Origin of the sequence: Marinitoga lauensis (assembly GCF_004135675.1) — a bacterium.
Classification (GTDB): domain Bacteria; phylum Thermotogota; class Thermotogae; order Petrotogales; family Petrotogaceae; genus Marinitoga; species Marinitoga lauensis.
Genome location: NZ_QHLX01000001.1, coordinates 484,814 through 510,175 on the forward strand (window position 1 = coordinate 484,814; position 25,362 = coordinate 510,175).

The 25,362-nt window shown below is 28.1% G+C and carries 24 protein-coding genes and 7 pseudogenes; 30 read left to right on the top strand and 1 reads right to left on the bottom strand.

The annotated features are described in order from the left end of the window. Window positions 1-61: 61 nt before the first annotated feature. The 3 genes and pseudogenes from pyrG (at window position 62) to uvrA (ending at window position 5,152) form a co-directional block, all read left to right on the top strand. Window positions 62-1,645 (top strand): annotated as a pseudogene (pyrG, locus tag DJ007_RS02650) (CTP synthase). A gap of 311 nt (window positions 1,646-1,956) precedes the next feature. Beyond that, window positions 1,957-2,217 (top strand): CPBP family glutamic-type intramembrane protease, encoded by a 261-nt coding sequence (locus tag DJ007_RS19840; RefSeq protein ID WP_129408260.1) that lies wholly within the window; start codon window positions 1,957-1,959, stop codon window positions 2,215-2,217. A gap of 117 nt (window positions 2,218-2,334) precedes the next feature. After that, window positions 2,335-5,152, top strand: a pseudogene (gene uvrA / locus DJ007_RS19845) (excinuclease ABC subunit UvrA). Between the two features lie 22 nt (window positions 5,153-5,174). Here uvrA and rd read toward each other — a convergent pair. Beyond that, a complete protein-coding gene (rd, locus tag DJ007_RS02665; RefSeq protein ID WP_072864772.1) occupies window positions 5,175-5,336 on the bottom strand; it encodes a rubredoxin in 162 nt (53 codons plus the stop codon). A gap of 188 nt (window positions 5,337-5,524) precedes the next feature. Here rd and DJ007_RS02670 point away from each other — a divergent pair, with 188 nt between their 5' ends. The 27 genes and pseudogenes from DJ007_RS02670 to DJ007_RS02780 all read left to right on the top strand — a co-directional run bounded on the left by DJ007_RS02670 (window position 5,525) and on the right by DJ007_RS02780 (window position 25,318). Then, complete coding sequence (locus DJ007_RS02670; RefSeq protein WP_129408202.1) at window positions 5,525-5,767, top strand: DUF3783 domain-containing protein; 243 nt, start codon at window positions 5,525-5,527, stop codon at window positions 5,765-5,767. Further along, window positions 5,768-5,911: a hypothetical protein gene (locus DJ007_RS16920; RefSeq protein WP_240739181.1), complete on the top strand. Its 144-nt coding sequence runs from the start codon at window positions 5,768-5,770 to the stop codon at window positions 5,909-5,911. 403 nt (window positions 5,912-6,314) lie between these two features. Continuing rightward, window positions 6,315-7,178, top strand: a complete 864-nt coding sequence (locus DJ007_RS16930; protein ID WP_240739182.1) for an alpha-amylase family glycosyl hydrolase — start codon at window positions 6,315-6,317, stop codon at window positions 7,176-7,178. Window positions 7,179-7,200: 22 nt separating this feature from the next. Continuing rightward, window positions 7,201-7,392, top strand: a complete 192-nt coding sequence (locus tag DJ007_RS16935; RefSeq protein ID WP_240739183.1) for a hypothetical protein — start codon at window positions 7,201-7,203, stop codon at window positions 7,390-7,392. Next, complete coding sequence (locus DJ007_RS16940; RefSeq protein WP_240739184.1) at window positions 7,389-7,904, top strand: hypothetical protein; 516 nt, start codon at window positions 7,389-7,391, stop codon at window positions 7,902-7,904. Before DJ007_RS16935 ends, DJ007_RS16940 begins: the two co-directional genes overlap by 4 nt. Window positions 7,905-7,969: 65 nt before the next feature. Continuing rightward, entirely contained in the window at window positions 7,970-9,043 is a 1,074-nt protein-coding gene (locus DJ007_RS02680; RefSeq protein ID WP_129408203.1) for a nicotinamide-nucleotide amidohydrolase family protein, read from the top strand. A 149-nt stretch (window positions 9,044-9,192) separates the two neighbouring features. Next, a pseudogene (locus DJ007_RS02685) lies at window positions 9,193-11,225 on the top strand (chemotaxis protein CheA). Window positions 11,226-11,237: 12 nt separating this feature from the next. Then, on the top strand, window positions 11,238-11,663 hold the full coding sequence (locus DJ007_RS02690; RefSeq protein ID WP_129408204.1) for a chemotaxis protein CheW: 426 nt from the start codon (window positions 11,238-11,240) through the stop codon (window positions 11,661-11,663). Between the two features lie 31 nt (window positions 11,664-11,694). Then, window positions 11,695-12,102 (top strand): response regulator, encoded by a 408-nt coding sequence (locus DJ007_RS02695; RefSeq protein ID WP_129408205.1) that lies wholly within the window; start codon window positions 11,695-11,697, stop codon window positions 12,100-12,102. 95 nt (window positions 12,103-12,197) lie between these two features. After that, window positions 12,198-12,440: a flagellar biosynthetic protein FliO gene (locus DJ007_RS02700; RefSeq protein WP_206076035.1), complete on the top strand. Its 243-nt coding sequence runs from the start codon at window positions 12,198-12,200 to the stop codon at window positions 12,438-12,440. 202 nt (window positions 12,441-12,642) lie between these two features. Further along, window positions 12,643-13,208 (top strand): annotated as a pseudogene (locus DJ007_RS02705) (flagellar type III secretion system pore protein FliP). Between the two features lie 2 nt (window positions 13,209-13,210). Continuing rightward, window positions 13,211-13,477: a flagellar biosynthesis protein FliQ gene (gene fliQ / locus DJ007_RS02710; protein WP_129408207.1), complete on the top strand. Its 267-nt coding sequence runs from the start codon at window positions 13,211-13,213 to the stop codon at window positions 13,475-13,477. A 1-nt stretch (window position 13,478) separates the two neighbouring features. After that, window positions 13,479-14,251: pseudogene (gene fliR / locus DJ007_RS16950) on the top strand (flagellar biosynthetic protein FliR). Further along, on the top strand, window positions 14,215-15,306 hold the full coding sequence (flhB, locus tag DJ007_RS02725) for a flagellar biosynthesis protein FlhB (protein ID WP_129408210.1): 1,092 nt from the start codon (window positions 14,215-14,217) through the stop codon (window positions 15,304-15,306). Before fliR ends, flhB begins: the two are co-directional and overlap by 37 nt. A 4-nt stretch (window positions 15,307-15,310) precedes the next feature. Then, window positions 15,311-17,430 (top strand): annotated as a pseudogene (flhA, locus tag DJ007_RS02730) (flagellar biosynthesis protein FlhA). Window positions 17,431-17,440: 10 nt separating this feature from the next. Next, window positions 17,441-17,584, top strand: coding sequence for a hypothetical protein (locus DJ007_RS14515; protein WP_165973965.1), 144 nt, complete (start codon window positions 17,441-17,443; stop codon window positions 17,582-17,584). Continuing rightward, window positions 17,557-18,888 (top strand): flagellar biosynthesis GTPase FlhF, encoded by a 1,332-nt coding sequence (flhF, locus tag DJ007_RS02735; protein ID WP_129408211.1) that lies wholly within the window; start codon window positions 17,557-17,559, stop codon window positions 18,886-18,888. Before DJ007_RS14515 ends, flhF begins: the two co-directional genes overlap by 28 nt. Before the next feature lie 127 nt (window positions 18,889-19,015). Then, on the top strand, window positions 19,016-19,750 hold the full coding sequence (locus DJ007_RS02740; RefSeq protein ID WP_240739225.1) for a MinD/ParA family ATP-binding protein: 735 nt from the start codon (window positions 19,016-19,018) through the stop codon (window positions 19,748-19,750). Continuing rightward, complete coding sequence (locus DJ007_RS02745) at window positions 19,731-20,822, top strand: chemotaxis protein CheC (RefSeq protein ID WP_129408213.1); 1,092 nt, start codon at window positions 19,731-19,733, stop codon at window positions 20,820-20,822. The genes DJ007_RS02740 and DJ007_RS02745 overlap by 20 nt, the downstream gene beginning before the upstream one ends. Before the next feature lie 14 nt (window positions 20,823-20,836). Further along, a complete protein-coding gene (locus DJ007_RS02750; RefSeq protein WP_129408214.1) occupies window positions 20,837-21,022 on the top strand; it encodes a hypothetical protein in 186 nt (61 codons plus the stop codon). After that, window positions 21,019-21,488 (top strand): annotated as a pseudogene (locus DJ007_RS02755) (chemotaxis protein CheD). The gene DJ007_RS02750 and the pseudogene DJ007_RS02755 overlap by 4 nt, the downstream one beginning before the upstream one ends. Before the next feature lie 153 nt (window positions 21,489-21,641). After that, complete coding sequence (locus tag DJ007_RS16955) at window positions 21,642-21,869, top strand: sigma factor (RefSeq protein WP_240739187.1); 228 nt, start codon at window positions 21,642-21,644, stop codon at window positions 21,867-21,869. Next, entirely contained in the window at window positions 21,854-22,327 is a 474-nt protein-coding gene (locus DJ007_RS02760; protein ID WP_240739188.1) for a sigma-70 family RNA polymerase sigma factor, read from the top strand. Before DJ007_RS16955 ends, DJ007_RS02760 begins: the two co-directional genes overlap by 16 nt. A 1-nt stretch (window position 22,328) precedes the next feature. Next, window positions 22,329-22,595: a hypothetical protein gene (locus DJ007_RS02765; protein ID WP_129408215.1), complete on the top strand. Its 267-nt coding sequence runs from the start codon at window positions 22,329-22,331 to the stop codon at window positions 22,593-22,595. Window positions 22,596-22,673: 78 nt separating this feature from the next. Beyond that, on the top strand, window positions 22,674-23,387 hold the full coding sequence (locus DJ007_RS02770; RefSeq protein ID WP_165973966.1) for a hypothetical protein: 714 nt from the start codon (window positions 22,674-22,676) through the stop codon (window positions 23,385-23,387). Window positions 23,388-23,619: 232 nt separating this feature from the next. Continuing rightward, complete coding sequence (locus DJ007_RS02775; RefSeq protein WP_129408217.1) at window positions 23,620-23,880, top strand: CarD family transcriptional regulator; 261 nt, start codon at window positions 23,620-23,622, stop codon at window positions 23,878-23,880. A gap of 178 nt (window positions 23,881-24,058) precedes the next feature. After that, window positions 24,059-25,318 (top strand): helicase-related protein, encoded by a 1,260-nt coding sequence (locus DJ007_RS02780; RefSeq protein ID WP_240739189.1) that lies wholly within the window; start codon window positions 24,059-24,061, stop codon window positions 25,316-25,318. Window positions 25,319-25,362 lie beyond the last annotated feature (44 nt).

Below are 25,362 nucleotides of genomic sequence, written 5' to 3' on the forward strand. Positions count from 1 at the left end.
CCCTTATTTTATTTGTTATAATGAATAAAATAATATTTAAAATAGAAAAGGAGGATAATGTATGGCAAAAAAATATATTGTTGTAACAGGTGGTGTATTAAGTGGAATTGGTAAGGGTATCGTTTCTGCTTCTATTGGAAGAATACTTAAAGATTGTGGCATAAAAGTTAATTCTTTAAAAATAGACCCCTATTTGAACGTTGATGCTGGCACAATGAATCCAAATCAACATGGAGAAGTTTTTGTTACTGACGATGGTTATGAAGCTGACCTTGATCTTGGCCATTATGAAAGATTTTTGGGTATTGACATGAAAAGATTTAACAATATTACAGCTGGCCAAATATTTAAGAGTATTATAGAAAAAGAAAGAGAAGGTAAATATCTAGGTGCTACTGTACAAATGGTACCTCATGTTACCGAAGAAATTAAAAATAGAATAAAAAGTATAGATACCGATTTATTAATGATAGAAATCGGCGGAACTGTTGGGGATATTGAAGGTGAAATATTTTTGGAAGCTGTAAGAGAACTTTCATTAGAAGAAGGCATCAAAAACTTTTTCTTTATACACGTTACATTTGTTCCATATTTAAATGTAACCAATGAATTTAAAACAAAACCTACACAACAATCTGTTCAGTTGCTTAGAAAAATTGGTATCCACCCAAATATGCTAATTATTAGAACTGAAAAAGCTATTGATTCTGGAAGTCTTGATAAAATTGCATTATTTGCAGGTATAAATAGAAAATATGTCATTAATTTACCTGATGCAGATAATGTTTATGAAGTCCCAGAAAAATTATTTAATCTCGGAATACAAAATATAATTGCAGAAAATTTAAACTTAAATATACAAAACAAATTAAACTGGAATTATCCAAAAATCTTTTCGCCAGTCAAAATTGCTATGATTGGAAAATATCTTGGAACTGATGATGCTTATAAAAGTATTATTGAGAGTATCTTTCTAAGTGGTGCTGAAAAACCAGAATTAATTGATTCACAAATAATAGAAGAATTATCAGAAGATGACGCAAAAGAATTATTATCAAAATATGATGGAATAATTATTCCTGGTGGTTTGGAAAAAGAGGAATAGAAGGAAAAATAAAATCAGTCAAAATTGCAAGAGAAAATAATATTCCTATTTTCGGTATATGTCTTGGTATGCAGATTATGGTTATAGAATTTGCAAGACATATTGGAAAACTTGAAAATGCAAATTCTTCGGAATTTGATCCTCAAACGCCATATCCTGTAATTGATATAATGGAAGAACAAAAAGAAATATTGAAATTGGGTGGAACAATGCGTTTAGGTGCCCAAGAAACAAAAGTTTTAAGAAATTCAAAATTATATGATATATATAAAACCGAAATAATTTTCGAAAGCATAGACATAGATATGAAGTGAATTTAGAAAAATTCGAAAGTTTATTTGCATATCCAGAAGAAAAAGACGCCTCAGATAAATTAATAATATCCGCAAAATCCGATTTTGTTGAAGCGGTAGAATTAAAAAATCATCCATTTTTTATTGGGTACAATATCATCCAGAATTAAAGAGTAAAGTTGGAAAACCTCATCCAATATTTAAAGCTTTCGTTGATAAATTAAAAGAATTAAAGGGATTAAAATGAGTTTTTTTACATTAATAATATCAATTATAATTCTTTTTTTGTTATATATATAATAGAAAAAAAGTTATTTTTGAGAAATCTTTATTACTGAAAATAATTATATTCAGCTCAATAATACCCGTATTTAAATTACATTTTTTAGAAAAAATACCATATATATTATATTTTATCTTTATCTTATATGGTATTATATTGTTTTTTTTGCCTGAAAAATGGGTAAAAAATTCTGGATTTTATATTCATATCAATAAAAAAAGACTTTTTCTTATTCCATTATCCGCCGCAATTACTGAAGAAGTTTTTTTAGAGGAATTTTAAATGAATTATTATTAAACATTATAAATAATATTGTTTATGTTTCTCTTATTTCATCATTAGCCTTTGCATTAATTCATATTTTCAACTTATTAAATGGTATTGAAAATAGAAAATATTTTTTAATAACTTTTCCTTTAAGATTTGCTTTTGGACTATTTTTCTCTTTTATTTATTTCGAATATGGTTTATTAAATTCTATTATATTACATTTTTTAGTAGATTTCCCAGCGCTCTATAGGATTTACAAAAAATAACTTTTTAAAAAATTTAAATACTTTTCTGTAGGTTGATATCTTTTTCTGTTTTTACTATATTTTTATGTTATAATAACACGAGAAAAATACTCTGAATATGATGTTAGAGGTGTTGTTATGGATTATATTTATGTAAAAGGCGCAAGAGAACATAACTTAAAAAATATTGACGTTAAAATACCTAAAAACAAACTTGTTGTTATATCAGGTTTGTCTGGTTCTGGAAAATCCACTTTAGCAATGGACACCATTTATGCAGAAGGTCAAAGACGTTATCTTGAATCAGTATCTTCTTACGCAAGAATGTTCTTAGGCGAATTAAAAAAACCAGATGTTGAATATATAGAAGGCTTATCACCAGCTATTGCTATTGAACAAAAATCTGTATCTCATAATCCTCGATCTACTGTGGGAACTGTTACTGAAATATACGATTACATGAGGGTTTTGTTTGCGAGAATGGGTAAACCTTACTGCCCAAAATGTAATATTCCAGTGGAAAAATCCTCTATTGATGAAATAATTGATAAAGTATACAATGAATTTGATGACAATTCAAGAATATATGTATTTGCACCAATTGTCAAGGAAAAAAAGGTGAGTTTAAAAAAGAAATAGAACAAATGAAAAAAAATGGATATAAACGTGTTGAAATAGATGGGGAAATATATGATTTAGAAGATATATCTTTATTAAAAAAAAGTTATAGGCACACTATAAATTTATTAATCGATAGACTTAAACTAAAAAAAGAAAATTTTGAAAGATTATATGAAGCAATTGAATTATCTTTAAAAGAGTCTGATGGTTTTGTTGAAATAAGAGAATTAGATATCAATGAGAAAACAATTAAATCAAAAACATATAGTGAAAAATTAGTTTGTCCAAATTGTGGATTCAGTTTTCCAGAAATAACTCCAAAATTATTTTCCTTTAATAGTCCTTATGGAGCCTGTCCAGATTGCCATGGACTTGGATTTAAATTCGAGTTTGAACCTACTTATATTTTAGACCCTGATAAAACTATATATAATGGAGCAACAAAAAGTGGAAAAGATAGTTACTTAATAAAAACATTAGAACGTGTTATTTTGCATTATAAGGATGATCCAAATAAAAAAATACGTGATTTAAAACCCGAAACACAAAACGCCTTATTATACGGTTCTAAAGATAAGATTTCTTTTGAATATGTTACTCCAAATGGAGTATATACATTTAAAAAACAATTTGAAGGATTATATAATATGTACGAGAGGAGATATAAATCTACTGACTCAGATGAAATGAGAAATTATTATCAAAATGAATTTATGACAATGAAAACATGTCAGACTTGTGGCGGTAAAAGATTGAAAATAGAACCTTTGAGTGTACGGATAAATGGCAAAAATATACAGGAAATCTCTGATATGCCTATAGAAAAAGCAAAAGTATTCTTTGAAAATATTGAATTAACTGATTTTGAACATAAAATCGTTGGCGAATTATTAAATGAAATAAAAAAACGTCTGGGTTCCTTACGGATGTTGGTCTTGGTTATATTTCACTCTCCAGAAGTGCTAACACACTTTCTGGCGGAGAGTCCCAAAGAGTAAGATTAGCCACTCAAATAGGTTCTGGATTAACAGGTGTCACATATGTTTTAGATGAACCAACCATTGGATTACATCCACGAGATAATGAAAGATTAATAAACACATTAAAAAAATTAAAAGCTCTTGGAAACACCGTATTGATTGTAGAACATGATGAAGAGGTCATAAAATCTTCTGATTACATAGTAGATCTGGGACCAGGTGCAGGTATCAATGGCGGTAAAGTTGTATACAGCGGTTGGATTAGAAATTTATTAAAAAATCCAAAGGATTCTTTAACTGGTCAATATATAACAGGAAAGAAAAAAATTGAAATAATTAAATACAAAACAAAAAGAGTAGAAAAAAATGCATCTTTAAAATTATATGGTGCTTCACATAATAACTTGAAAAATATTGATGTGGAATTCCCACTCGGAAAGTTCATTGTTGTTACTGGCGTTTCAGGCTCTGGAAAATCTTCATTAATAATGGACACATTATATCCAGCATTAATAAAGGAATTACGTGGTGCAAAAGTAAAACCAGGTTACTACAAAAAAATTGAAGGGCTGGAAAATATAGATAATGTTATAGCAATAGACCAATCTCCAATTGGTAGAACACCGCGTAGTAATCCAGCAACTTATACTGGAGTTTTCGATTTAATAAGAGACTTATTTGCAGCTACTAAAGAAGCCAGAATGAAAGGTTTTAAAAAAGGAAGATTTAGCTTTAATGTTAAGGGAGGACGTTGTGAAGCATGTAATGGAAATGGTTATCTAAAAATTGAAATGCAATTTTTACCCGACGTATATGTTACCTGTGATGTTTGTAAAGGTAAAAGATATAACAAAGAAACATTAAGTGTAAAATACAGAGGAAAATCTATTGCTGATATTCTTGATATGTCCGTAGAGGAAGCTTTAGAATTTTTTCAAAACATTCCACGAATTAATAATATTCTTAAATTATTAAGTGATGTTGGTGTAGGATACATCAAACTCGGGCAACCTGCAACTACTTTATCCGGTGGGAAGCTCAAAGAATAAAACTAACCTCTGAACTTAGAAAAAGATCTACTGGAAAAACTGTGTATTTTCTCGACGAACCAACAACAGGCTTACATTTTGAAGATGTAAAAAAGCTAATTGAAGTTTTACATAAATTGGTAGAGAAAGGTAATACAGTTATTATTATTGAACATAATTTAGATGTTGTAAAAAATGCAGACTATATAATAGATCTTGGCCCGAAGGCGGGAAAATGGAGGATTTATTATTGCTCAGGGTAGCGTAGAAGATATTATTAATGCAAATACATATACTGGTCAATATTTAAAAAACGCAATAAAATAACCCTGCTTTGGCAGGGTTATTTTTATTCTTGAACTTCAAACATATCTTTTCCAACACCACACATTGGACATACCCAATCTTCTGGTAAATCATCGAATGATGTTCCTGCAGGAATACCTGCTGTCGGATCTCCCTCTTCAGGATCATAAATATAACCACAAACTGTACATACATATTTTTTCATAAATATCCCTCCATTTAATTTTATTTTGTTTAATTTTGTAATGGTTCCAAAAATATTATACTATTTTTTTTTAATTTTGTCAAGAGAACTAATAAAAAAATTAAATATTCTAATCACAATTTGTTTATATTTTTTAGATTGTGGTATAATAAATAATATAGATGAAATTTCACATTGGAGGTTAAAGTATGTTTGATGAAGTAAAAGACACACCTGTAATTATTTTAAATGGATTTAATAGTGAAGAAATAAATAAAATAATGAAAGCTATCAAAAATGTTGATGGATTACCAAGAATTATCTTTGCTACCACTACAAAAACAAATGTTAATTGGAAAATTGGTGATTTAATAAATGAATTAAAAAATGAGGATTTTGAAGTAAAAAAGGCTTTAAAAAAAGCCTTAAGCAAACAAGAAAAGGATGATTAAATGGAAAATTATTTTTATTATAATAATCCCGATGAAAGCGTTCATTTAAAAGCAGAAAGAGGATATCCAAAATTAGGAGCCACGGTTGATTCTGGCGGGTTAATTTTGCACTATTTACAAAAAATGGTAAAAATGTATCTTTAGAATTATATCAAAACTTCTATGATGATAAACCTTCACATATTTTCCCCTTGATCCTGTAAAAAATAAAACTGGAAATGTATGGCACATATATATTCGCGGTATAAAGCATGGGCAGTTTTATGGCTGGCGTGTTGATGGAATATATGATCCTATAAATGGATATAGATTTAATAAATATAAGCTACTCTCAGATCCGTATGCCAAAGCCATTTCAGGCTCATATAATTGGGATGAGGAAAGTGTTTATGGTTATGATAAAAATTCTTCGCAACTTGATCTATCTTTTTCTACTATAGACTCTGCAAAAAGTCCTACAAAATCAATAGTAATAGATGATTCTGTCTATGACTGGGAAAATGATGTTCATCCCAGAATTCCCTTAAAAGATTTAATAATATATGAAATGAACATAAGATTATATACTATGAATCCTAATTCAAAAGTCATATCTAAAGGCACATTTAAAGGTATTGTTGAAAAATTGGATTATTTAAAAAGTCTGGGAGTTAACGCTATAGAGTTAATGCCTATTTTTGAATTTAATCCTAATTCTATAATTAGAACAAACCCTATTACTGGAGAAAGATTGAAAGATGTATGGGGATACAATCCTTTAAGTTTTTTTGCTGTAACTGGAAATTATTCAGATGGTTTAAAAATAGGAGAACAGGTCTTTTTATTTAAGGATTTTGTAAAAACACTTCATAAAGAAGGATTTGAAATTATTTTAGATGTTGTATATAACCATACCGGCGAAGGTAATGAATTAGGACCAACATTATCTTTTAGAGGACTTGATAATCCCATTTATTATATTTTAAGCAAAAATAAAAGATATTATGAAAACTACTCTGGTTGTGGAAATACTTTTAATTGTAATCACACAGTAGTTAAAAATCTTATTATTGACAGTTTGAGATATTGGGTAACAGAAATGCATGTGGATGGTTTCAGATTTGATCTGGCATCTATATTGGGAAGAGATACAAATGGAAATTGGATAGGAGACCTTTCTTTGTTAAAAGATATAGCTGAAGATCCTATTATTTCAGGTTCTAAATTAATAGCAGAAGGTTGGGATGCAGCAGGCGGGTATTTTTTAGGCTCATTTCCGGAAGGTTGGGCTGAATGGAATGGAAAATTTAGAGATGCTGTAAGAAAATTCATTAGAGGTGATAATGGTTTAGTAGGGAAATTGCCTGTAGAATTGCTGGAAGTGAAGACTTATATGGAAACAAGTCTCCTGTTGCAAGTGTTAATTTTATAACTTCTCATGATGGTTTTACAATGTGGATCTGGTTTCTTATAATGAAAAACATAATGAAGAAAATGGTGAAAATAATAATGATGGTGCTAATGATAATTATAGTTTTAATTATGGAATAGAAGGCGAAACAGATGATGAAAATATACTTAATATAAGAAAAAGACAAATCAAAAATTTCTTCACTATACTTATGATTTCTCAGGGTACCCTATGATATATATGGGAGACGAATTTTGTAGAACTCAATATGGAAACAATAATGCATATTGCCAGGATACTATCAAAAATTGGGTTGACTGGAAAAGAAAAGAAAAATATGAAGATATTTTTAGATTTGTTAGTCATTTAATAAATTTCAGAAAATCTCATCACACTTTGAGAAGAGAACATTTTTTCACTGGAAAAGATTATACAGGTGACGGTATTCCAGATATTACGTGGCATGGTGTAAAATTATATCAACCCGATTTTTCATATAATTCAAAATCATTGGCTTTTATGATTAGTGGAATAGATTTTGTAAATCAAGATGTTCCACCAGATAATGATATTTATGTTGCCTTAAATTTTTATGAAAAGGATTTGGAATTTGAATTACCAAAACTTCACAATAAAAATTGGTTTCGTGTAATTGATACATATTTTAATTCTCCAAATGATTTTCTTGATTTTCCAAAAAAGTTACTAATTATTACAAAGTCAAATCAAAAAGCATTATCGTTTTGATTTCTAAATAATTTATTAAATTTACACTTTTCCTTTTTTTGTGGTAAAATATAAGTAAGAAATTTATGGGAGTGATTAATATTAAAGCTGCTATTTTGAGCACAGGCGATGAAATTGTCGAGGGAGATATTTTAAATATTACAGCAAAAAAAATTTCAAACATATTATATTCAATAGGTTTTGACATTTCTTTTCATATTAATGTTAATGATAAAAAGGACAATATTATATCATCTCTAAATTTTCTTTCAAAAGATAATGATTTAATTATAATTACTGGTGGATTAGGTTCCACAACTGATGATATAACAAGAGAAGCCGTTTCAGAATTTTTAAATGAAACCCTAATATTTGATAAAAAAATTTTTGATAACATACATATAAGATATAAAAAATTTGGGAAAATTCCAAATGATTTAATAAAAAAACAGGCCTTCGTATTTAAAAATTGTTTAATTTTAAAAAATGATATCGGTAGTGCTCCAGGATTATATATTGTAAAAAATAATAAACATTATATCTTATTACCAGGACCACCAGATGAAGCTATCACAATTTTTAAAAAATCTTTAGACTATATTACTTCTAAATTTAATTTAAAAAAAGGGAATATTTATAAAATTCAATTTTATAATATTACTGAATCGCAATTAATGTCTATATTGGAAAAGAAATTAAAAAATATTAGATATTCAACGAAATTAGAGTTACCAATAGGGCCATCTTTAATTTTTAAAGATAGCAAAGAAAAGATAAAAGAGGCTATCGATTTTATTCATAACAATCTTTCTCAATATATTATTCCAAATAACCCAACCAAAATTATTTTAAATAAATTATTATCTGAAAATAAAATGATTTCTACAGCAGAATCATGCACTGGTGGGTTAATAGGAAAAATTATAACTGATATACCTGGTTCATCAAAGGTTTACAAAGGTACTATTGTTACCTATTCTGATGAAGTAAAAAATAAGATTTTAAACGTTGATAAAAATATTTTGAAAAATTTTGGAGCTGTTAGTGCAGAAACTGTAGAATTGATGGCAAAAAATGCGGCTGATATTTTTGAAACTGATTATTCAATTTCAGTAAGCGGCATTGCTGGTCCAGAGGGAGGAACTCCGACAAACCTGTAGGTACAGTTTTTTTGGATTTTATAACAAATTTTATGATAAAATAATAATAGAAAAAAGATTTTTTCCGGCAACAGAAACATAATTAGAGAAAAAGCTGCATATTACTCGCTAATAAGATTATTAAAACTGTTTTTATAGGAGGTTTTTTTATGGGAGAAATGGATGTTTATTTAAATGTATTTATTGAAGAAGCTAATGAAAATTTACAGAGATTAAATGATGAACTTTTAGAACTTGAAAACAATCCAGAAAGTTTAGAAAAAGTAAACGAAATATTCAGGGTTATGCATACCTTTAAAGGTATGGCTGGAACTATGGGATTTGATAAGATAGCAAAAGTATCTCATAAGATGGAAAATATTCTTGATAAAATTAGAAAAGGAGAAACTAAAGTTGATACCGATTTAATAGATCTCCTTTTTAAAACACTCGATGCATTAAATGAAAGTATTGTAGATATTTCCAATGGTGGAAAAGGGAATTTGAAATCATTGGATGATTTGATTTCTATCCTCGAAAAGTACATTAACAATTCTGAATCAAATACTGAAAAACAGGTTGAAAAAAAGGAAAAAGAAGCAACTAATGATTCTGATAAACTTTCACACCTTGATGATATTACAAGAGAATCATTAAAAAATCTTTTCCATGCGGCAAAAGAAAAAATTTAAACTTCTTCTTGATAAATGTTAGGTTTGATAAAAATGTTCAGTTGAAAGCTGCTAGAGCTTTTATGGTATTACATAAAATTGATGATTTGGGTGGAGAAGTAGTTTATACAAATCCTTCTTCTCAGGACATTGAGGATGAAAAATTCGATTTAGAAATAGAACTTGGTGTAATTATCAATGTTTCTGCTGATGAATTAAGAGATAATATATTGGGTATTTCGGAAGTGGAAAGTGTTGCAGTAAACGAATTTGAAACATCTGATTTTGAAAAGCAAGAAAAGAAAGAGAATTCAGAAAATACTATAACACAACAAAAATCAAATGTTACTGTTGAAAATTCAACAAATCAAAAAAAGAAAATACAACTTCAATCTGTAAGAGTTGATATTGAAAAATTGGATCAGTTAATGAACTTAATGGCAGAATTAGTTATTTCCAGAAGTAGGATAACAGAAACATTAAGAAAATATGAGATAAAAGATGTCGATGAAAGTTTAGCAAATTTAAGCAGGATAACCCTTGATCTTCAGAACATTGTTATGAAAATAAGAATGATTCCAATTGCTTTTGTTTTTAATAGATTTCCAAGGGTTGTAAGAGATACTGCCAAAAAATTAAACAAAGAAGTAAATTTGATTATTGAAGGTGAAGATACTGAACTCGATAGGACTGTTGTAGATGAAATTGGCGATCCTTTGATTCATTTAATAAGAAATTCGATTGACCATGGTATAGAACCAGTTGACGAAAGAATAAAAAAAGGGAAACCAAAAATTGGTACTATAAAATTATCAGCATGGCACGAAGGTGATGGTGTTGTAATTAGCGTTGAAGATGATGGAAAGGGATTAGATAGAGAGGTTATTGCTAATAAAGCTATTGAAAAAGGGTTAGTCGATCCATCTATGGTTTCAACAATGAGTGATGAAGAAATCTTTTCTTTCATATTTTTACCCGGATTTTCTACTAAAAATAAAGCTACAGATTTATCTGGTCGTGGTGTTGGAATGGACGTTGTCAAAACCGTTGTCGAATCTTTAAATGGAAGTGTAACTATTTCTTCTAAAAAAGATATTGGAACAAAAATAATTATCAGATTGCCTTTAACTTTATCTATTATCCAGGTTTTATTGGTAACAATAGATAATTATGTATACGCTATTCCAATTGCTAATATTGATACAACACAAAAAATTACAGATGGAGACATAAGAATTGTTCAGGGTAATGAAGTTTTTGTATTAAGAGGCGAAGTAATACCATTAATTAGATTAAGAGACGTATTTAATATGCCTAAAATTGAAGATTCACTTACGGAAAAAGTTGTTATTGTAAAAACTGCTAATAGAAAATATGGTGTTGTTGTTGATAATCTTTTAGGGCAAGATGATATTGTTATAAAATCTCTTGGTAAATATTTAAATAGTGTGAAAGAATTTAGTGGCGGTGCTATATTAGGTGATGGTAGAATTGCTTTAATTCTCGATATTACAAACTTAAACGAATTATGATGAGGTGATACTATGCAAAAAGAAATTTTATCATTTGAAATTTCCAACCAAGAATTTGGAATTGACGTTGAATATGTTGAAATGGTAATTGAAAAAGAAGATATTACTCCAGTTCCAAATTCCAGGGATTTCATAGAAGGTATTGTAAATTTACGTGGAAGAATCGTTCCTGTATTTGATTTAACGAAAATATTGGATCTTGATATTGATGAGGATTTTGATTTTGATAGTATAATTATTATGAAGCATGAAAAAGAGGAATTAGGAATATTAGTAAATAAAGTAAATAATGTAATTTCATTTAATGATGAAGAGTTGGATATATTACCTGCCAAAAGTGGCAAATTTATAGGAAAAGTTAATGGTGTTTTAAAAATAAATAATAGACTTATTGTGTATTTAAACCTCGAAAAATTATTTGAATCTATAGAAATATAATAAATATAATATTTAAGTGGAGGTGCTTTTAATGGCGTTAAAAGTTTTGATAGTTGATGATGCTGCTTTTATGAGAATGTTATTAAAAGATATTATTACAAAAGCGGGGATGGAAGTAGTTGGTGAAGCTGCCAATGGTCAAGATGCTATTCAAAAATACAATGAGCTAAAACCAGATGTTGTTACAATGGACATTACTATGCCTGTAATGGATGGAATACAGGCTATAAAAGAAATAAAAAAGCAAGATCCAGCTGCTAAAATCATCGTATGTAGTGCTATGGGTCAACAAGCGATGGTTATTGAAGCTATACAGGCTGGTGCAAAAGATTTTATTGTTAAACCATTCCAGGCAAATAGAGTAATAGAAGCTATTCAAAAGGTATCAAGGGGTGATTTTACGCCCTTACTTTTTCATCGACTCAAACAAATTTTATGACAAGTTGGACATTATGGGTGTTTTTTCTAATTTTTTTCTTTTTACTCTTTATTCTATTATTATTGTTTATTCAAAGAAAACTTATAAATAAAGGTTTGCTAAATAGTCCTTCTGTTAGAATTGTTAAAAAATTTTATATTGATAGGAATTTAACATTAAACATAATAAAAGTATTAGATAATTATTATCTTGTCCTGACAAACAATAATTCCATATCTTATCTTGACAAATTGGACTATGAAAAACTATCTGTTCTTTTAAAAGGGAAAAAAGAATTTTTTGATACTTTTATCGGAGCCTTAAAAAGGGAGAAAAAAACAGATGAAGAAATGCTTTAATAAAAAATTGTTTTTCATTAGTATATTTTTATTTTTATTTTTTGTTGGGTCAGCTCAAGATCCACTACCAATACCTGAAATTTCTATCAATATTGGAGGAAATGTCCCAGGACCCAACACATTAATGCCAACATTAGAAATATTATTACTATTATCTGTATTAACTCTTGCACCATCTTTTATTATGATGTTTACATCATTTATGAGAATAATAATTGTTCTATCTTTTTTAAGAACTGCTATGGGAAGCCGGCAAGCCCTCCCAATCAGGTATTAATAGGTATTGCATTAATATTAACTTTTTTAATAATGTCACCAGTTTTCAACCAAATATATCAAAATGCCATTATTCCATATACCGAAGAAAAAATAAGTTATACTCAAATGTTTGAAAATACATGGAATCCAATAAAAAAGTTTATGATTAATGAAATAGTTGCACATAAAAATCAGGATAATGTTTTTATGTTAGCATCAAGTGTTCATAAAGAAATAAAAAATATAAATGACACGCCTCCAGAAATTCTAATTCCTGCATTTGCGTTAAGTGAATTAGAGATTTCATTTAAAATGGGGGTTTTAATTTATATTCCATTTATTATAGTTGATATGGTTGTAGCCAGCATTCTTTTATCTATGGGGATGATGATGATTCCTCCTATTATGATTTCAATGCCCTTTAAATTATTACTATTTATCCTTGTAAATGGATGGGACTTATTAATTGGAGGATTAATAAGAAGTTTTCAAACTTCAGGAGGTCTATAAAATTGACATTAGAAGCTTTTATTGATGTGTTTAGAGATGGAATAACTGTTTTTTTATCAATTATTTCACCTATACTGTTAGTAAGTTTGGGGGTTGGTCTTATAATAAGTATTTTTCAAACAATAACATCAATAAATGAGCAAACATTAACCTTTGCTCCAAAAATTATTATTACATTTTTAGTTGTTGGATTGTTATTCGGATGGATTGCACAAAAACTAATGGACTTCACATATCAAATATTAACTACATTTTTTGGAATGATTTAATATGGATGTTGTTGTTTTTTTAGAAACCAAATTCTGGGTTTGGGCTATTATATTTTCTAGAATTACTGGATTAACTATTTCTGCACCAGTCATAGGTTCAAGAACAATACCTTTTTATCTAAGATTATTTTCTTCTCTGTTTATTTCATGGATAACATTGCCACTGGTAAATCTAACAATACCAGATTTACCTGTATTTTACCTAATAACGATTATGCTAATAAACTTCCTTTTAGGTATATTAATTGGTCTAATTTCTTATATACCGATAGCTGCTATTCAATTTGCAGGACAGTTTTTTGCATTTCAAATGGGATTTGCTATGGCTGGAATATTTGATCCAATAAGTGGTGAAGAGTCTCCTATTATTGGACAGTTATCTTTTTTGATAGGAATTTTCGCTTTTTGTCCTTTAAATTACATATTTTATTGTTTCAGGTAATTATTAACTCATTTCATTCTATTCCATTAATTTTTTCCATAAATACTGCTTTTCTTCCTGAAATTGTATCAACATTTGGAAAAGTTTTTGAAATTGGAGCTCAACTTGCAGTTCCAATGAGTGCGTTTATGTTATGTGTAAATATTAGTCTGGGTATTGTTTCAAGAATGATACCTCAAATAAATGTCTTTATTGTCGGATTACCATTAAATATTTTAGTTGGTTCTTTAATACTTTTAACCATTATTGGCGTATGGGTTGAAATTTTTAGCAATAATATGATGGAGATAATAAAATGGATAAATTCTATAATGAGTTTGATTTTAAAATAAACCTTCAGCTTTTCGCTGATCCAAGTAAAACAGAGGAACCAACTCCAAGACGATTACAACAGGCAAGAGAAGAAGGAAATGTTCCTGTCTCAAAGGAACTATTAACAGCTTTTTCATTTTTGGGTGTTGCAGCTGTTTTTTATGTTCTTTCAAAATATTTATTTATTGATTTAAAAAATGCGTTTATGAGATATTTAGCACTGAATACCAGTTTTTTAGATGAAAATGCATTAATGACATTAATTTTGCAACAAAAAAATCTTTTTACATTAATATCTATTTTTTTGTTCTCATCAGCTATCATTAGTCTTGTATTAGGAATGCTGCAAACAAAGTTTTTATTTTCACCTAAAGCTATGAAATTTGATCTTGGAAAACTTAATCCTATAAAAGGACTCCAAAGAATCTTTTCTATGAAAACTCTTTTTGAACTTTTAAAATCTTTAATAAAATTGGTATTAGTAGGATATATTGCTTTCAGTATTGTAAAATCCAGGTGGAATGGTATCGTTTCTTTGCCATATACAAGCATTTCATCAGCTATATCCTTCTTATATTCAATAATTATAGAAATATTTTTTAAACTTGGACTGCTAATGTTATTACTGGGCCTTTTTGATTTTTGGTATCAAAAAAGGGAATACAAAAAGAATTTAAGAATGACCAAACAGGAAGTTAAGCAAGAAATGAAAGATGTCGAAGGTGATCCACAGATAAAAGCTGCAAGAATGCGTAGGTTAAGACAAATTATAAACCAAAATATGATGAAAGAGGTCCCAAAAGCAACAGTTGTTGTTACTAATCCAACACATTATGCTGTAGCTATAAAATATGATGAATCTGAAAATGACGTTCCTGTTGTTGTAGCAAAAGGATTTGATAAGATTGCTTTTAGAATAAAAGAAATAGCCAGAGAAAACCATGTGCCTATACTCAGGAATCCACCTGTTGCAAGACAATTATATGAAAGAGTTGAGATAAATGATGAAATACCAGAAGATATGTATGAAATTGTTGCAAAAATTATTGCTTCTGTTTTAAAAGTTACGAGGTGATTAAATGGGAGAATTTGCAAGCAAATTTTTCAAACAATTGGATTTAATAGTTCCTTTATTAATAGTTAGTGTTGTTATATTAATGGTTATTCCTATTCCACCATTTCTTTTAGACTTTTTGCAAATGGCTAATATTTCATTGGCAATTATTTTATTGTTAGTCACTATGTATATAAAAAATGCTCTTGAAATTTCTGCATTTCCAACATTATTATTGGTAACTACCTTATTTAGATTGTCATTAAATGTATCTTCAACAAGGTTAATTTTATTACAAGGAAAGAATTTTCAAGGTAAAGTTATAAGGGCATTCGGAGATTTTGTTGTTGGAGGAAATTATGTAGTTGGTATCGTAATCTTTCTTATTCTTGTAATTATTCAGTTTGTTGTTATCACAAGAGGTGCAGAAAGGATTGCTGAAGTTGCAGCAAGATTTACTCTTGATGCTATGCCTGGAAAGCAAATGAGTATTGATGCCGATTTAAGTGCAGGTATTATTACAGAAGAAGAAGCCAGACAAAAACGTGAAGATATCAGACGTGAGGCTGATTTTTACGGAGCAATGGATGGTGCTTCTAAATTTGTCAGAGGAGATGCCATAGCAGGTATTATAATAACCCTTATAAATATATTAGGTGGTTTGATTATTGGTGTTTTACAACAGGGATTGGATATAGGTGAAGCTGCTCAATTGTATACGCTATTCACAGTTGGAGACGGATTAGTTGCTCAAATACCGGCCTTATTAATTTCAACTGCAACAGGTATTGTCGTATCAAGGGCTGCATCAAAAGAAAATTTAGGAAAAGATTTACTCAAAGAACTTTCATCAGAAAAAAGAGTATTATATATGACCGGAGGGGTAATATTAACTCTGGGATTGGTTACACCTTTACCAATAATGCCAGCATTATTATTAGGTGGCGGAATGCTTACTTTAGCTTATTTAACAACTAAAGGATATTTGCAAAAAATGATACCTGCAGCTGGTCCAAAGGAAGGATTTGAAACACCATCAACGACCCCAGAAGAAGGGGTTGGTGGTGCTCAAAGACCTCCATCTGGTCCTCCTTTAACATCTGCTGAAGAGGTTTCAGAAATAATACAAAGTGATGTTCTGGAAATAGATATTGGGTATGGTTTAATTCCTTTGGCAGACCCAAGTCAGGGGGAGATCTACTCGAAAGAATTACAATGGTTAGAAAACAAATCGCTTATGAACTTGGAATTGTAATAAGTCCTATAAGAGTAAGGGATAGTGTTCTTTTAAGCGCAAACGAATATATAATTAAATTAAAAGGTGTAGAGGTTGGAAGATTTGAATTATTTCCTGAAAAATTGCTAGCAATAAATTCTGGAATGGCTTCTGAAGAGATACCAGGTATTCATACAAAAGAACCTTCATTTAATTTAGATGCATATTGGATTGATGAATCTCAAAAAGAAGAAGTTGTTAATCTAGGTTATACTGTAGTGGATTCTCCAAGTGTTTTTGCAACTCATTTATCTGAAATAATCAAAAAATATGCTCATGAAATACTGGGTTCTAAAGAAACTGAAATGTTGATAGAAGGTTTAAGAATAAAAGAACCTTCATTAGTTGAAGAATTAACTCCTTTAATTTTTAAAACTTTTGAAATACGTAATGTATTAAAAGAGTTATTATATGAACGAATTTCCATAAGAAATTTACCTGCTATTTTTGAAAAATTAATGGAACTTGGTAGTAATGAAATTAAAGATATAGTGTCACTTGTTGAAGGAGTAAGAAGCGCTCTCGCCAGGCAAATATGTGAATCAATGAAATCTGGTGATGGTATTTTACATTTAATTATTCTGGATAAAAATACAGAAAATACATTAAATAATTATACTATTGAATATGGTGGAAATTATACTCTGGCTTTATCTCCACAACTGTCTCAAAAGCTTCTTGATAATATAAGCCAGGCTTTAGAATCTCAAATGATGAAAGGTTATAATCCTGTAATATTATGTAGTTCTCCTTTAAGATTCTATTTTTCAAGATGGATATTATCAAATATTCCAAATGTAAATGTTATTTCATATAATGAGATTATTCAGGAAATCCCTATTTCCGCAGATGGAAATATAAGTGTTTAGAGGTGAGCTTATGAAAATAAAAAAATATATTGTTACTACTATTCCTGAAGCAATGGAAAAAATTAGAACAGAACTAGGAGAAAATGCTTATATATTGGATACCAAAAGAATAAATAAGGGGGATTTTTGGGAATTGGTGGCAAAAAGTATATAGAAGTTACTGCTGTTCTTGATGATAAACCTGAAAGTGTAGTAAAAAATATCAAAAGACCTGCTGGACCTGGTTTTTCTAATAATACCCAGGGCAGAATCAATGAAATTAGAGAAATGGTTGAAAGAAATAAAAAATTAGATGAAAGAATAAAAAGAATGAAAAACATAGATAATTATGAAGAACAATATGCTCCGGGAAAAGATAGATTGGAACTCACCGCCAGAAATGAAATCTTAAAATTGATAGAAGAACAACGTGAAATTTCTAAACTCATCGATGAAGATGCTGAAAAATTCTATAGTAAAGAAAAAAATGAATTTAAAAATTTGAACTATAGAAAAGTTACTTATAATAAATTTCCTCAAAAAATCAATAATTTGAATTCTAATACATCTGCATATAATAATCGTATATCAAATACAAAAAATAATCCGTTAAATGATTCATCAAAAAATTCTCAAAACGAATTAATAGAAATTAAAAATTTAATAGAAAAACTTTCTAAACGGGTTATTTTAAATGGTGCCAATCCATTAATATCCGAATTGATTGAATTTTTAAAAAAACAAGATCTCTCAGATAGTATAATAGAAGATATACTAAATAACTTACCAACTGATTTAAATAAAGAAAACTGGAAGTCTGATGAAAGATTTAAAAATCTACTATTTGACACGTTTAAAAATAATTTCAAAGTCGATGTTCCTAATATTCATGGAACAATAATGCTTATTGGTCCAACAGGTGTTGGAAAAACAACAACATTGGCAAAAATTGCTGCGTTAAATAAATTAAATAGCAGTAAAAGTGTTGCAATCGCAACAATTGATCTTTATAGAATTGCAGCAACGGAACAATTAAAAACATACGCAGAGATAATGGATATTCCAGCTTCAGTTTGCTACACGCCAACCGAATTAAAAACTACAGTAGAATCACTTAAAAATTATGATATGTTATTGATAGATACAGCTGGAAGAAGTCATAAAGATGATATACAAATTGGTGAATTGAAAATGTATATTGATTCTATAAAACCAGATTTTATATTTTTGGTCGTATCAGCAAATATGAGGCTTAGAGATATGGTAGATGTATATAATAGGTTTTCAATTTGTAATCCAACACATTTGATAATAACAAAACTAGATGAAACGTCATCTTACGGTCAAATACCATCTTTGATAAAAGAAACGAATTTGCCTATAAGTTATATTACTACAGGTCAAAATGTTCCAAATGATATTGAAATACCAAATTCTCAAAAGATATTCAACCTCTTTTATGAGGAGTTGACATTATGAGTATAATAAAAGACCAGGCTGAAAATTTAAGAAAAACTTTTTCAAAAAATAGAACAAAAATAATTCTTGTTACTGGGGTAAAGGCGGTGTTGGAAAATCAATTGTAGCTGTTAATACCGCCGTAAATCTGGCAAAGATGAATAAAAAGGTTTTAATTTTTGATACTGATGCTGGATTTGCAAATGCATCTATTTTGCTTGGAGTTTCTCCAGCAGTTAGCATAAAAGATTATTTTGATAAAAAGTTAACTCTGGAAGAGTGTATTATAAAAACTCCTTATGGAATAAAATTATTAAGTACGGGAATGGATATAAAAGACTGGATATCTTTTCAAAAGAATTTTACCAGAAAAGCTATAGAAGAATTTTTCAATATTGCAAAAGAACATGATTATGTTATTATAGATGTTAGTGCAGGGTATAATGAAAATTTAAAACCATTTTATATCGCTGCAGATAATATTTTATTGGTAACCACTCCTGAACCTACTGCTATAGTAAATGCTTATACAGTTGTAAAGGCATTATCAATTTTAGAAGTTGATGGTGTGGTTGATGTTGTAATAAACATGATAAGAAAAAGATCTGAAGCTAATACGGCTGAGCAAGTTTTAAGAAAAACAATAAAAGAATATTTATTCAAAGATATTAGAAATGTTTTTTATATAAATTTTGACCATCTGGTACATGATAGTGTGAAATCCCAAACTCCAATATCAAGTTTCAAACCTTCATCACATATTGCTAATGATTTGATGATAATTGCAGAAAAAATCGAGAATACTACATCTGAGCATGAACAAAAAAGTAGTGATAATTTATTAAAAAAATTACTTTTACTATTTGGATTTTATAACAGGTGAAATGATGGATAAAAAAAATTTTATAAAAAGGATTTTCCTTGTTTTTTTCCCTGGAAATTCTATAAGAGTATATATAAAAAATGATGTTTTAAAAGCTAAAATAAAAAATTTTAAAGGAAAAGAAATAGAATTAATATCTCCAAAATACAATTTTAGTCTTGGAGAAAATGTTATGTTAGAATCGATTTTTGAAGGTGCATACTATCAAGCAGAATTTCAAATTAAGGATATTAAAGATTTTGGGAAAAATGAAATTATGATTTCATTAAACTTAATAGGTACATTTAAAATAAAAAATAAAAGAATAAGTGAAAGACATTATATATCTATTCCTGTTTTAATTGAAGATACTTATAGAGGATTAATATGGGATCTAAATGAAAATTTTCTCGGAGTCATTATTTTAAATGAATATCTCAGCATAATAAGAAAAAATCTTAGTATAAAACTATCAATAGTTGATTTTAATATTACATTTCATGGAACGATAGCAAAAATTAGACAGGAATTTTTTAATCTTAGTAAATTTATATATGAGATAAAAATATTACAGGATCCTACAGGCCTATTTGGGAAATATTTAGAACATATTGGTGGAAAAAATTTCTTCGAGAATAAAAAAATCCGGAGGTGCAACCAGATGAACAATGAAAACTTTGAATTTTTTATGTCGGCTTTTAAAGAAATTACTAATATTGGAATGGGAAATGCTGTTAGTTCTCTATCAATGATGTTAAATAAAAAAGTAGACATATCAGTGCCAAATTTAGATGTAATAAAACTTTCTGACATATTTTTAAATATGGAAGAACCTGATGAAATTTATGCATGTTCTTATGTTAAAATGGAAGGTGATTTAGATTCTTCATTGGTGTTTTTAATAGAAAAAGACTCTGTAAAAAGATTGATAAAGGAAAGTGTTGGTATTGACATAAAAAATATTGTTGAACTTGATGAAATGTCTACATCTATGATCGGTGAATTAGGAAATATTATGTTTGGTTCATATACAAGTGCTATTTCTCAATTTTTAAACATAAATTTACAGGTTACCCCCCACAGGTTGCTGTAGATACTTTTGCTTCCTTGATTGCAGAATCTATAGTTATGAGTATTACTTTTGAAGATGAAGTTATACTAACAGAAACAGAAATTCAAGTTGAAGATTGGGAAAATGTTATAAAAGGAAAAATTGTCTTTCTAATGAATGAAGAAAATAGAAATAAATTATTTGAATATGTCAAAAAAGTGTTTTATGGGGTTAAAAAATGAAAAAAATAATTGGAATTGGTGAATATGCCTCATCAAAAAGTCCTGATATATTAATAACCTTGGGTTGGGTTCATGTGTTGGTGTTTGTATCTGGGATAAAAATAAAAAAGTTGGAGGATTAATTCATGTAATGTTACCCAATTCTCCAAATGAAAATGTTCCAAAACCCGGTAAATATGCTAATTTAGGTATTCCTCTATTAATTGAAGATTTAAAAAAATTAGGTGGCTCAACCTTTACTGCAAAAATATTTGGTGGAGCTGCTATGTTCAAAGGTTCATCAATGGATGTGGGGAAGAAAAACACACTCGCTGTAAAGGAACAGTTGAAAAAAAGCAATATCAGAATAGTAGCAGAAGATACTGGCGGAAATAGAGCTCGAAGTATTGAGTTTAACCTGGATACTGGTGAGGTAATGGTTAAAAAGGTAGGCGGTGGTGAAAAAGTTGAAATTTTCAAATATTGAGCTTATCTTTTATGGGGTATTATTTTTTATATTCTTATTTATAAATGTATTCATTTCAAAAAACTTTTTTATAACCTCTGTTTTACGCTCAATAATAAGTATTGCCGTAGTCATAATTCTTAATACAACTATAAAGGCAGTGATTAATAAATAATGAAAAATATAAATAAAGATGATGTAATAAAAAACTTTTTACCAAAAATAAAATACATTGCTTTAAATTTACTATCCTCCCTTCCAAAAAACGTTGAACTTGATGATTTAATACAGGAAGGGATTATTGGTTTATTACAATCATTGGAAAAATATAACCCACAAAAAGGTGTAACTTTCTATTCCTTTGCTGTAAAAAGAATTAGGGGGCTATGCTTGATTATTTAAGAAAAATAGATTGGTTACCAAAAGATTTAAGACATAAAATTAAAAAAATGGAAGAAATTTTAGCAGAACAAAATATCGACGATTATATAGATGACAAAGAGTTAGCAAAAATTTTGGAAATATCAGAAAAAGATGTAAAAAAATTGAAGGCAGAATTACATAGAAGTCATATTTTAAGTTTAGACTCTTTTTTAATTACTAATAATGAAATAAATATTGAATCTGATAGTGCTGAAAACGATCCTGAAATACTTGCTTATAAAGATATGTTAAAAAACGAACTCAAAAAGGCTATATTAAGTCTAAATGAAAGAGAACAGCTTATTTTATCATTGTATTATGAAAAAGAAATGACTTTTAAAGAAATTGGAAAAATACTTGATATTTCAGAATCAAGAGTATCGCAAATACATTCTTCTATAATTATTAAATTGAAGAAAAAACTGGGCGGTGATTAATATGCCTGATCCTATTAATTTAAGTATATCATACATTACTAATGTTGATGTTTCTAATAATATCCAACATTTGAATAGTGCTTTAATTGCTGCAAAAACGACTGATTTAGAAGAACATGTCAAAAAAAATCAAGAAGCACAATCTCAGGTAAAAAATACAGAAGAAAAATCAGAATCTCAACATATAAACGATAATCAAAAAAACATTCTGCTGAATATAACAATCAAAAAAGAGAAAAAAAAGAGAAAAAAGAGGATAAAAAAATAGTCATTGACGACTATAGAGGTCATTCTCTGGATGTACGAATATAAAAACGGACTTAAAGTCCGTATTTTTTATGTAGAGGTGATTATTATACTAAAAGACATACTTAATATAATAAAAAAGTCAAAGAAAAGATTGAAAATCGTTATTTTTCCAGAATCATGGAATATTGAAAATCTAATTGAGGACAATATTTTATATTATCCAAATTATGACATTTTTCCTTTCGAGTCTATTGACATTTCAAATAAAATAAAAGCATATAGAATAAAAACACTTTATAATATCTTAAATAAAAATAATGATGCAATAGTATTTACCACATTTCATTCACTGAGTAGATATACAATTCCATCTGATATTTTTAAAAATGAAATACTTTCCTTTAAAATTAATGAAGACTTTAATATAAATCCATTAGTTCTTGGTTATAAAAAAACATGGAATGTATATGAGCATAGTGAATTTTCTCAAAAAGGTTTCGTTAAAGATATATTTATTCCTATATACGATTTTCCAACAAGAATAGAATTATTCGATGATGAAATTACAAGAATTAATTTTTTTGATCCATATTCTCAAAAAAGTATAAAATCAAGTAATAATTTTACTTTTGTTCCTGGATCTGAATTTATGTATAAATATGAAAATGTATATAACAAAAATCTTGAAACTTTTCTTATAAACTATAAACATAAGAGTACATCTTTTGATATAGAAATATTTGAAACATTACCGTGTATATTATATGAAAAGAAAAATACATTACTTGATTATATAAATATAAAAATTTAGAAATATTTATTATAAATGAAAAAGAAAGCATAAAATCATACTATGAAAGGGAAAAAGAAAATTTAGAATTTATTTTTTCTGATATAAAAAAAGATTTATATAAAGAATTTAGCGGTCAAAATATAGAAAAAATATTAAAATTAAAATATAAAAATATTGAAGTTGATAAACATAATCTTTTAGTGAAAAAAGTTGCCTCAAAGAAAAAAAGCAATGAACTACCTATTTTAGAATGGAAGATTTAAAAATCAATGACCTTATTGTTCATGAAGATTATGGAATTGGTATTTACAAAGGCTTAGAAAAAGTAAAAACATATTCTGGTGAAAAAGAATTAATTAAAATAGAATATGAAAATAATGCAAAAGTTTTTTTACCAATTGAAAGAATTGACAAAATTACAAAATATGTTGGAGATAAAGAATTAGTAAAAATTGATAAAATAGGTTCTTCATCATGGCAAAAAGAAAGAAAAAAGTTGAAGAAAATATAAAAAATAAATAAGAGAATTAATTAAATTATACGCTTTTAGAGAACATACGACGGGAATTTCATTAAATGGTGATGAAGAAATTGAAGAAAAATTTAAAAAAACTTTTGAATATATTGAAACCATAGACCAGGAAAAAGCTATTGAAGAAGTATTAAATGACCTATCTTCAACAAAACCTATGGATAGACTTATAGCTGGAGATGCCGGATTTGGAAAAACTGAAGTAGCTTTAAGAGCAATAGTTAGAACAGTAAGCTCTGGATATCAAGCAGCAGTTCTTGTTCCAACTACAATACTGGCTCAACAATACTATGATAATGTTAAGGATAGATTCAATGAAGTTGGAATAACAGTAGATTTAATTGATAGATTTAAAACGATAAAAGAAAAAAATAATATAATAGATAAAATAAATTCTGGAAAATTAGATGTAATAATTGGCACTCATGCATTGCTAAATAAAAATATTAAATTTAAAAAATTGGGATTGTTAATAATTGATGAAGAACAAAGATTCGGTGTTTTTCAAAAAGAAAAATTAAAAGAGCTCTCACATGGAATAAATGTTTTAACAATGAGTGCAACTCCAATTCCAAGAACATTATATTTTTCAATCACTGGTTTAAGAGATTTATCCGTAATATCTACCCCACCATATGGAAGAATTCCAGTAGAAACTTTTGTTTTTAAATACTCTGATAATATAATAAGAACTGCTATTTTAAGAGAAAAATCAAGAGGTGGACAGGTACTATATATTCACAATAGGATAAATGATCTTGAAAAAATTGAAAAAAATGTAAGAAAAATCGTTCCTGAAGTAAAAATTGTAGCTGTCCATGGAAGAATGCCAAAAAGATATTTATCGAAAATAATAAAATTATTTTATGAAGGAGAAATTGGTGTTTTAATTTCAACTACTATTATAGAAAATGGTATAGATATTCCAAATGCCAATACATTAATAATTGATGATGTAGAACGATATGGAATATCTCAATTATATCAATTAAGAGGAAGAGTTGGAAGAAGTAATAAAAGAGCTTTCGCATATTTTTTATACAAAACAAAACCAAAATCTGAAACAATGAAAAAATTAGAAGCTATAAAAAATATTTCAGGTCCAGGAAGCGGTCTTAAACTGGCTTTACAGGATTTAGAAATACGAGGATTCGGTGATTTATTAGGAATTGAACAAAAAGGTCATATAAATAATATTGGATTGCATATGTATAAAGAAATACTAAATAGAACTATAGCAGAATACTATTCAAAACAGATAGAAACTAAGGAATTTAAAGAAAAAATTAACCTTGATATTAAAGGGATAAAGATGCCTATAATAATACCTGAAAACTATATAGAAAATCCAATTGAAAGAATGAGAATATATAGAATAATTGCTAATGAGAACAACATTAATAATATAGAAAAATAAAAGAAGATATAGAAGATAGATTTGGAAAAATACCTGAAGAAGTA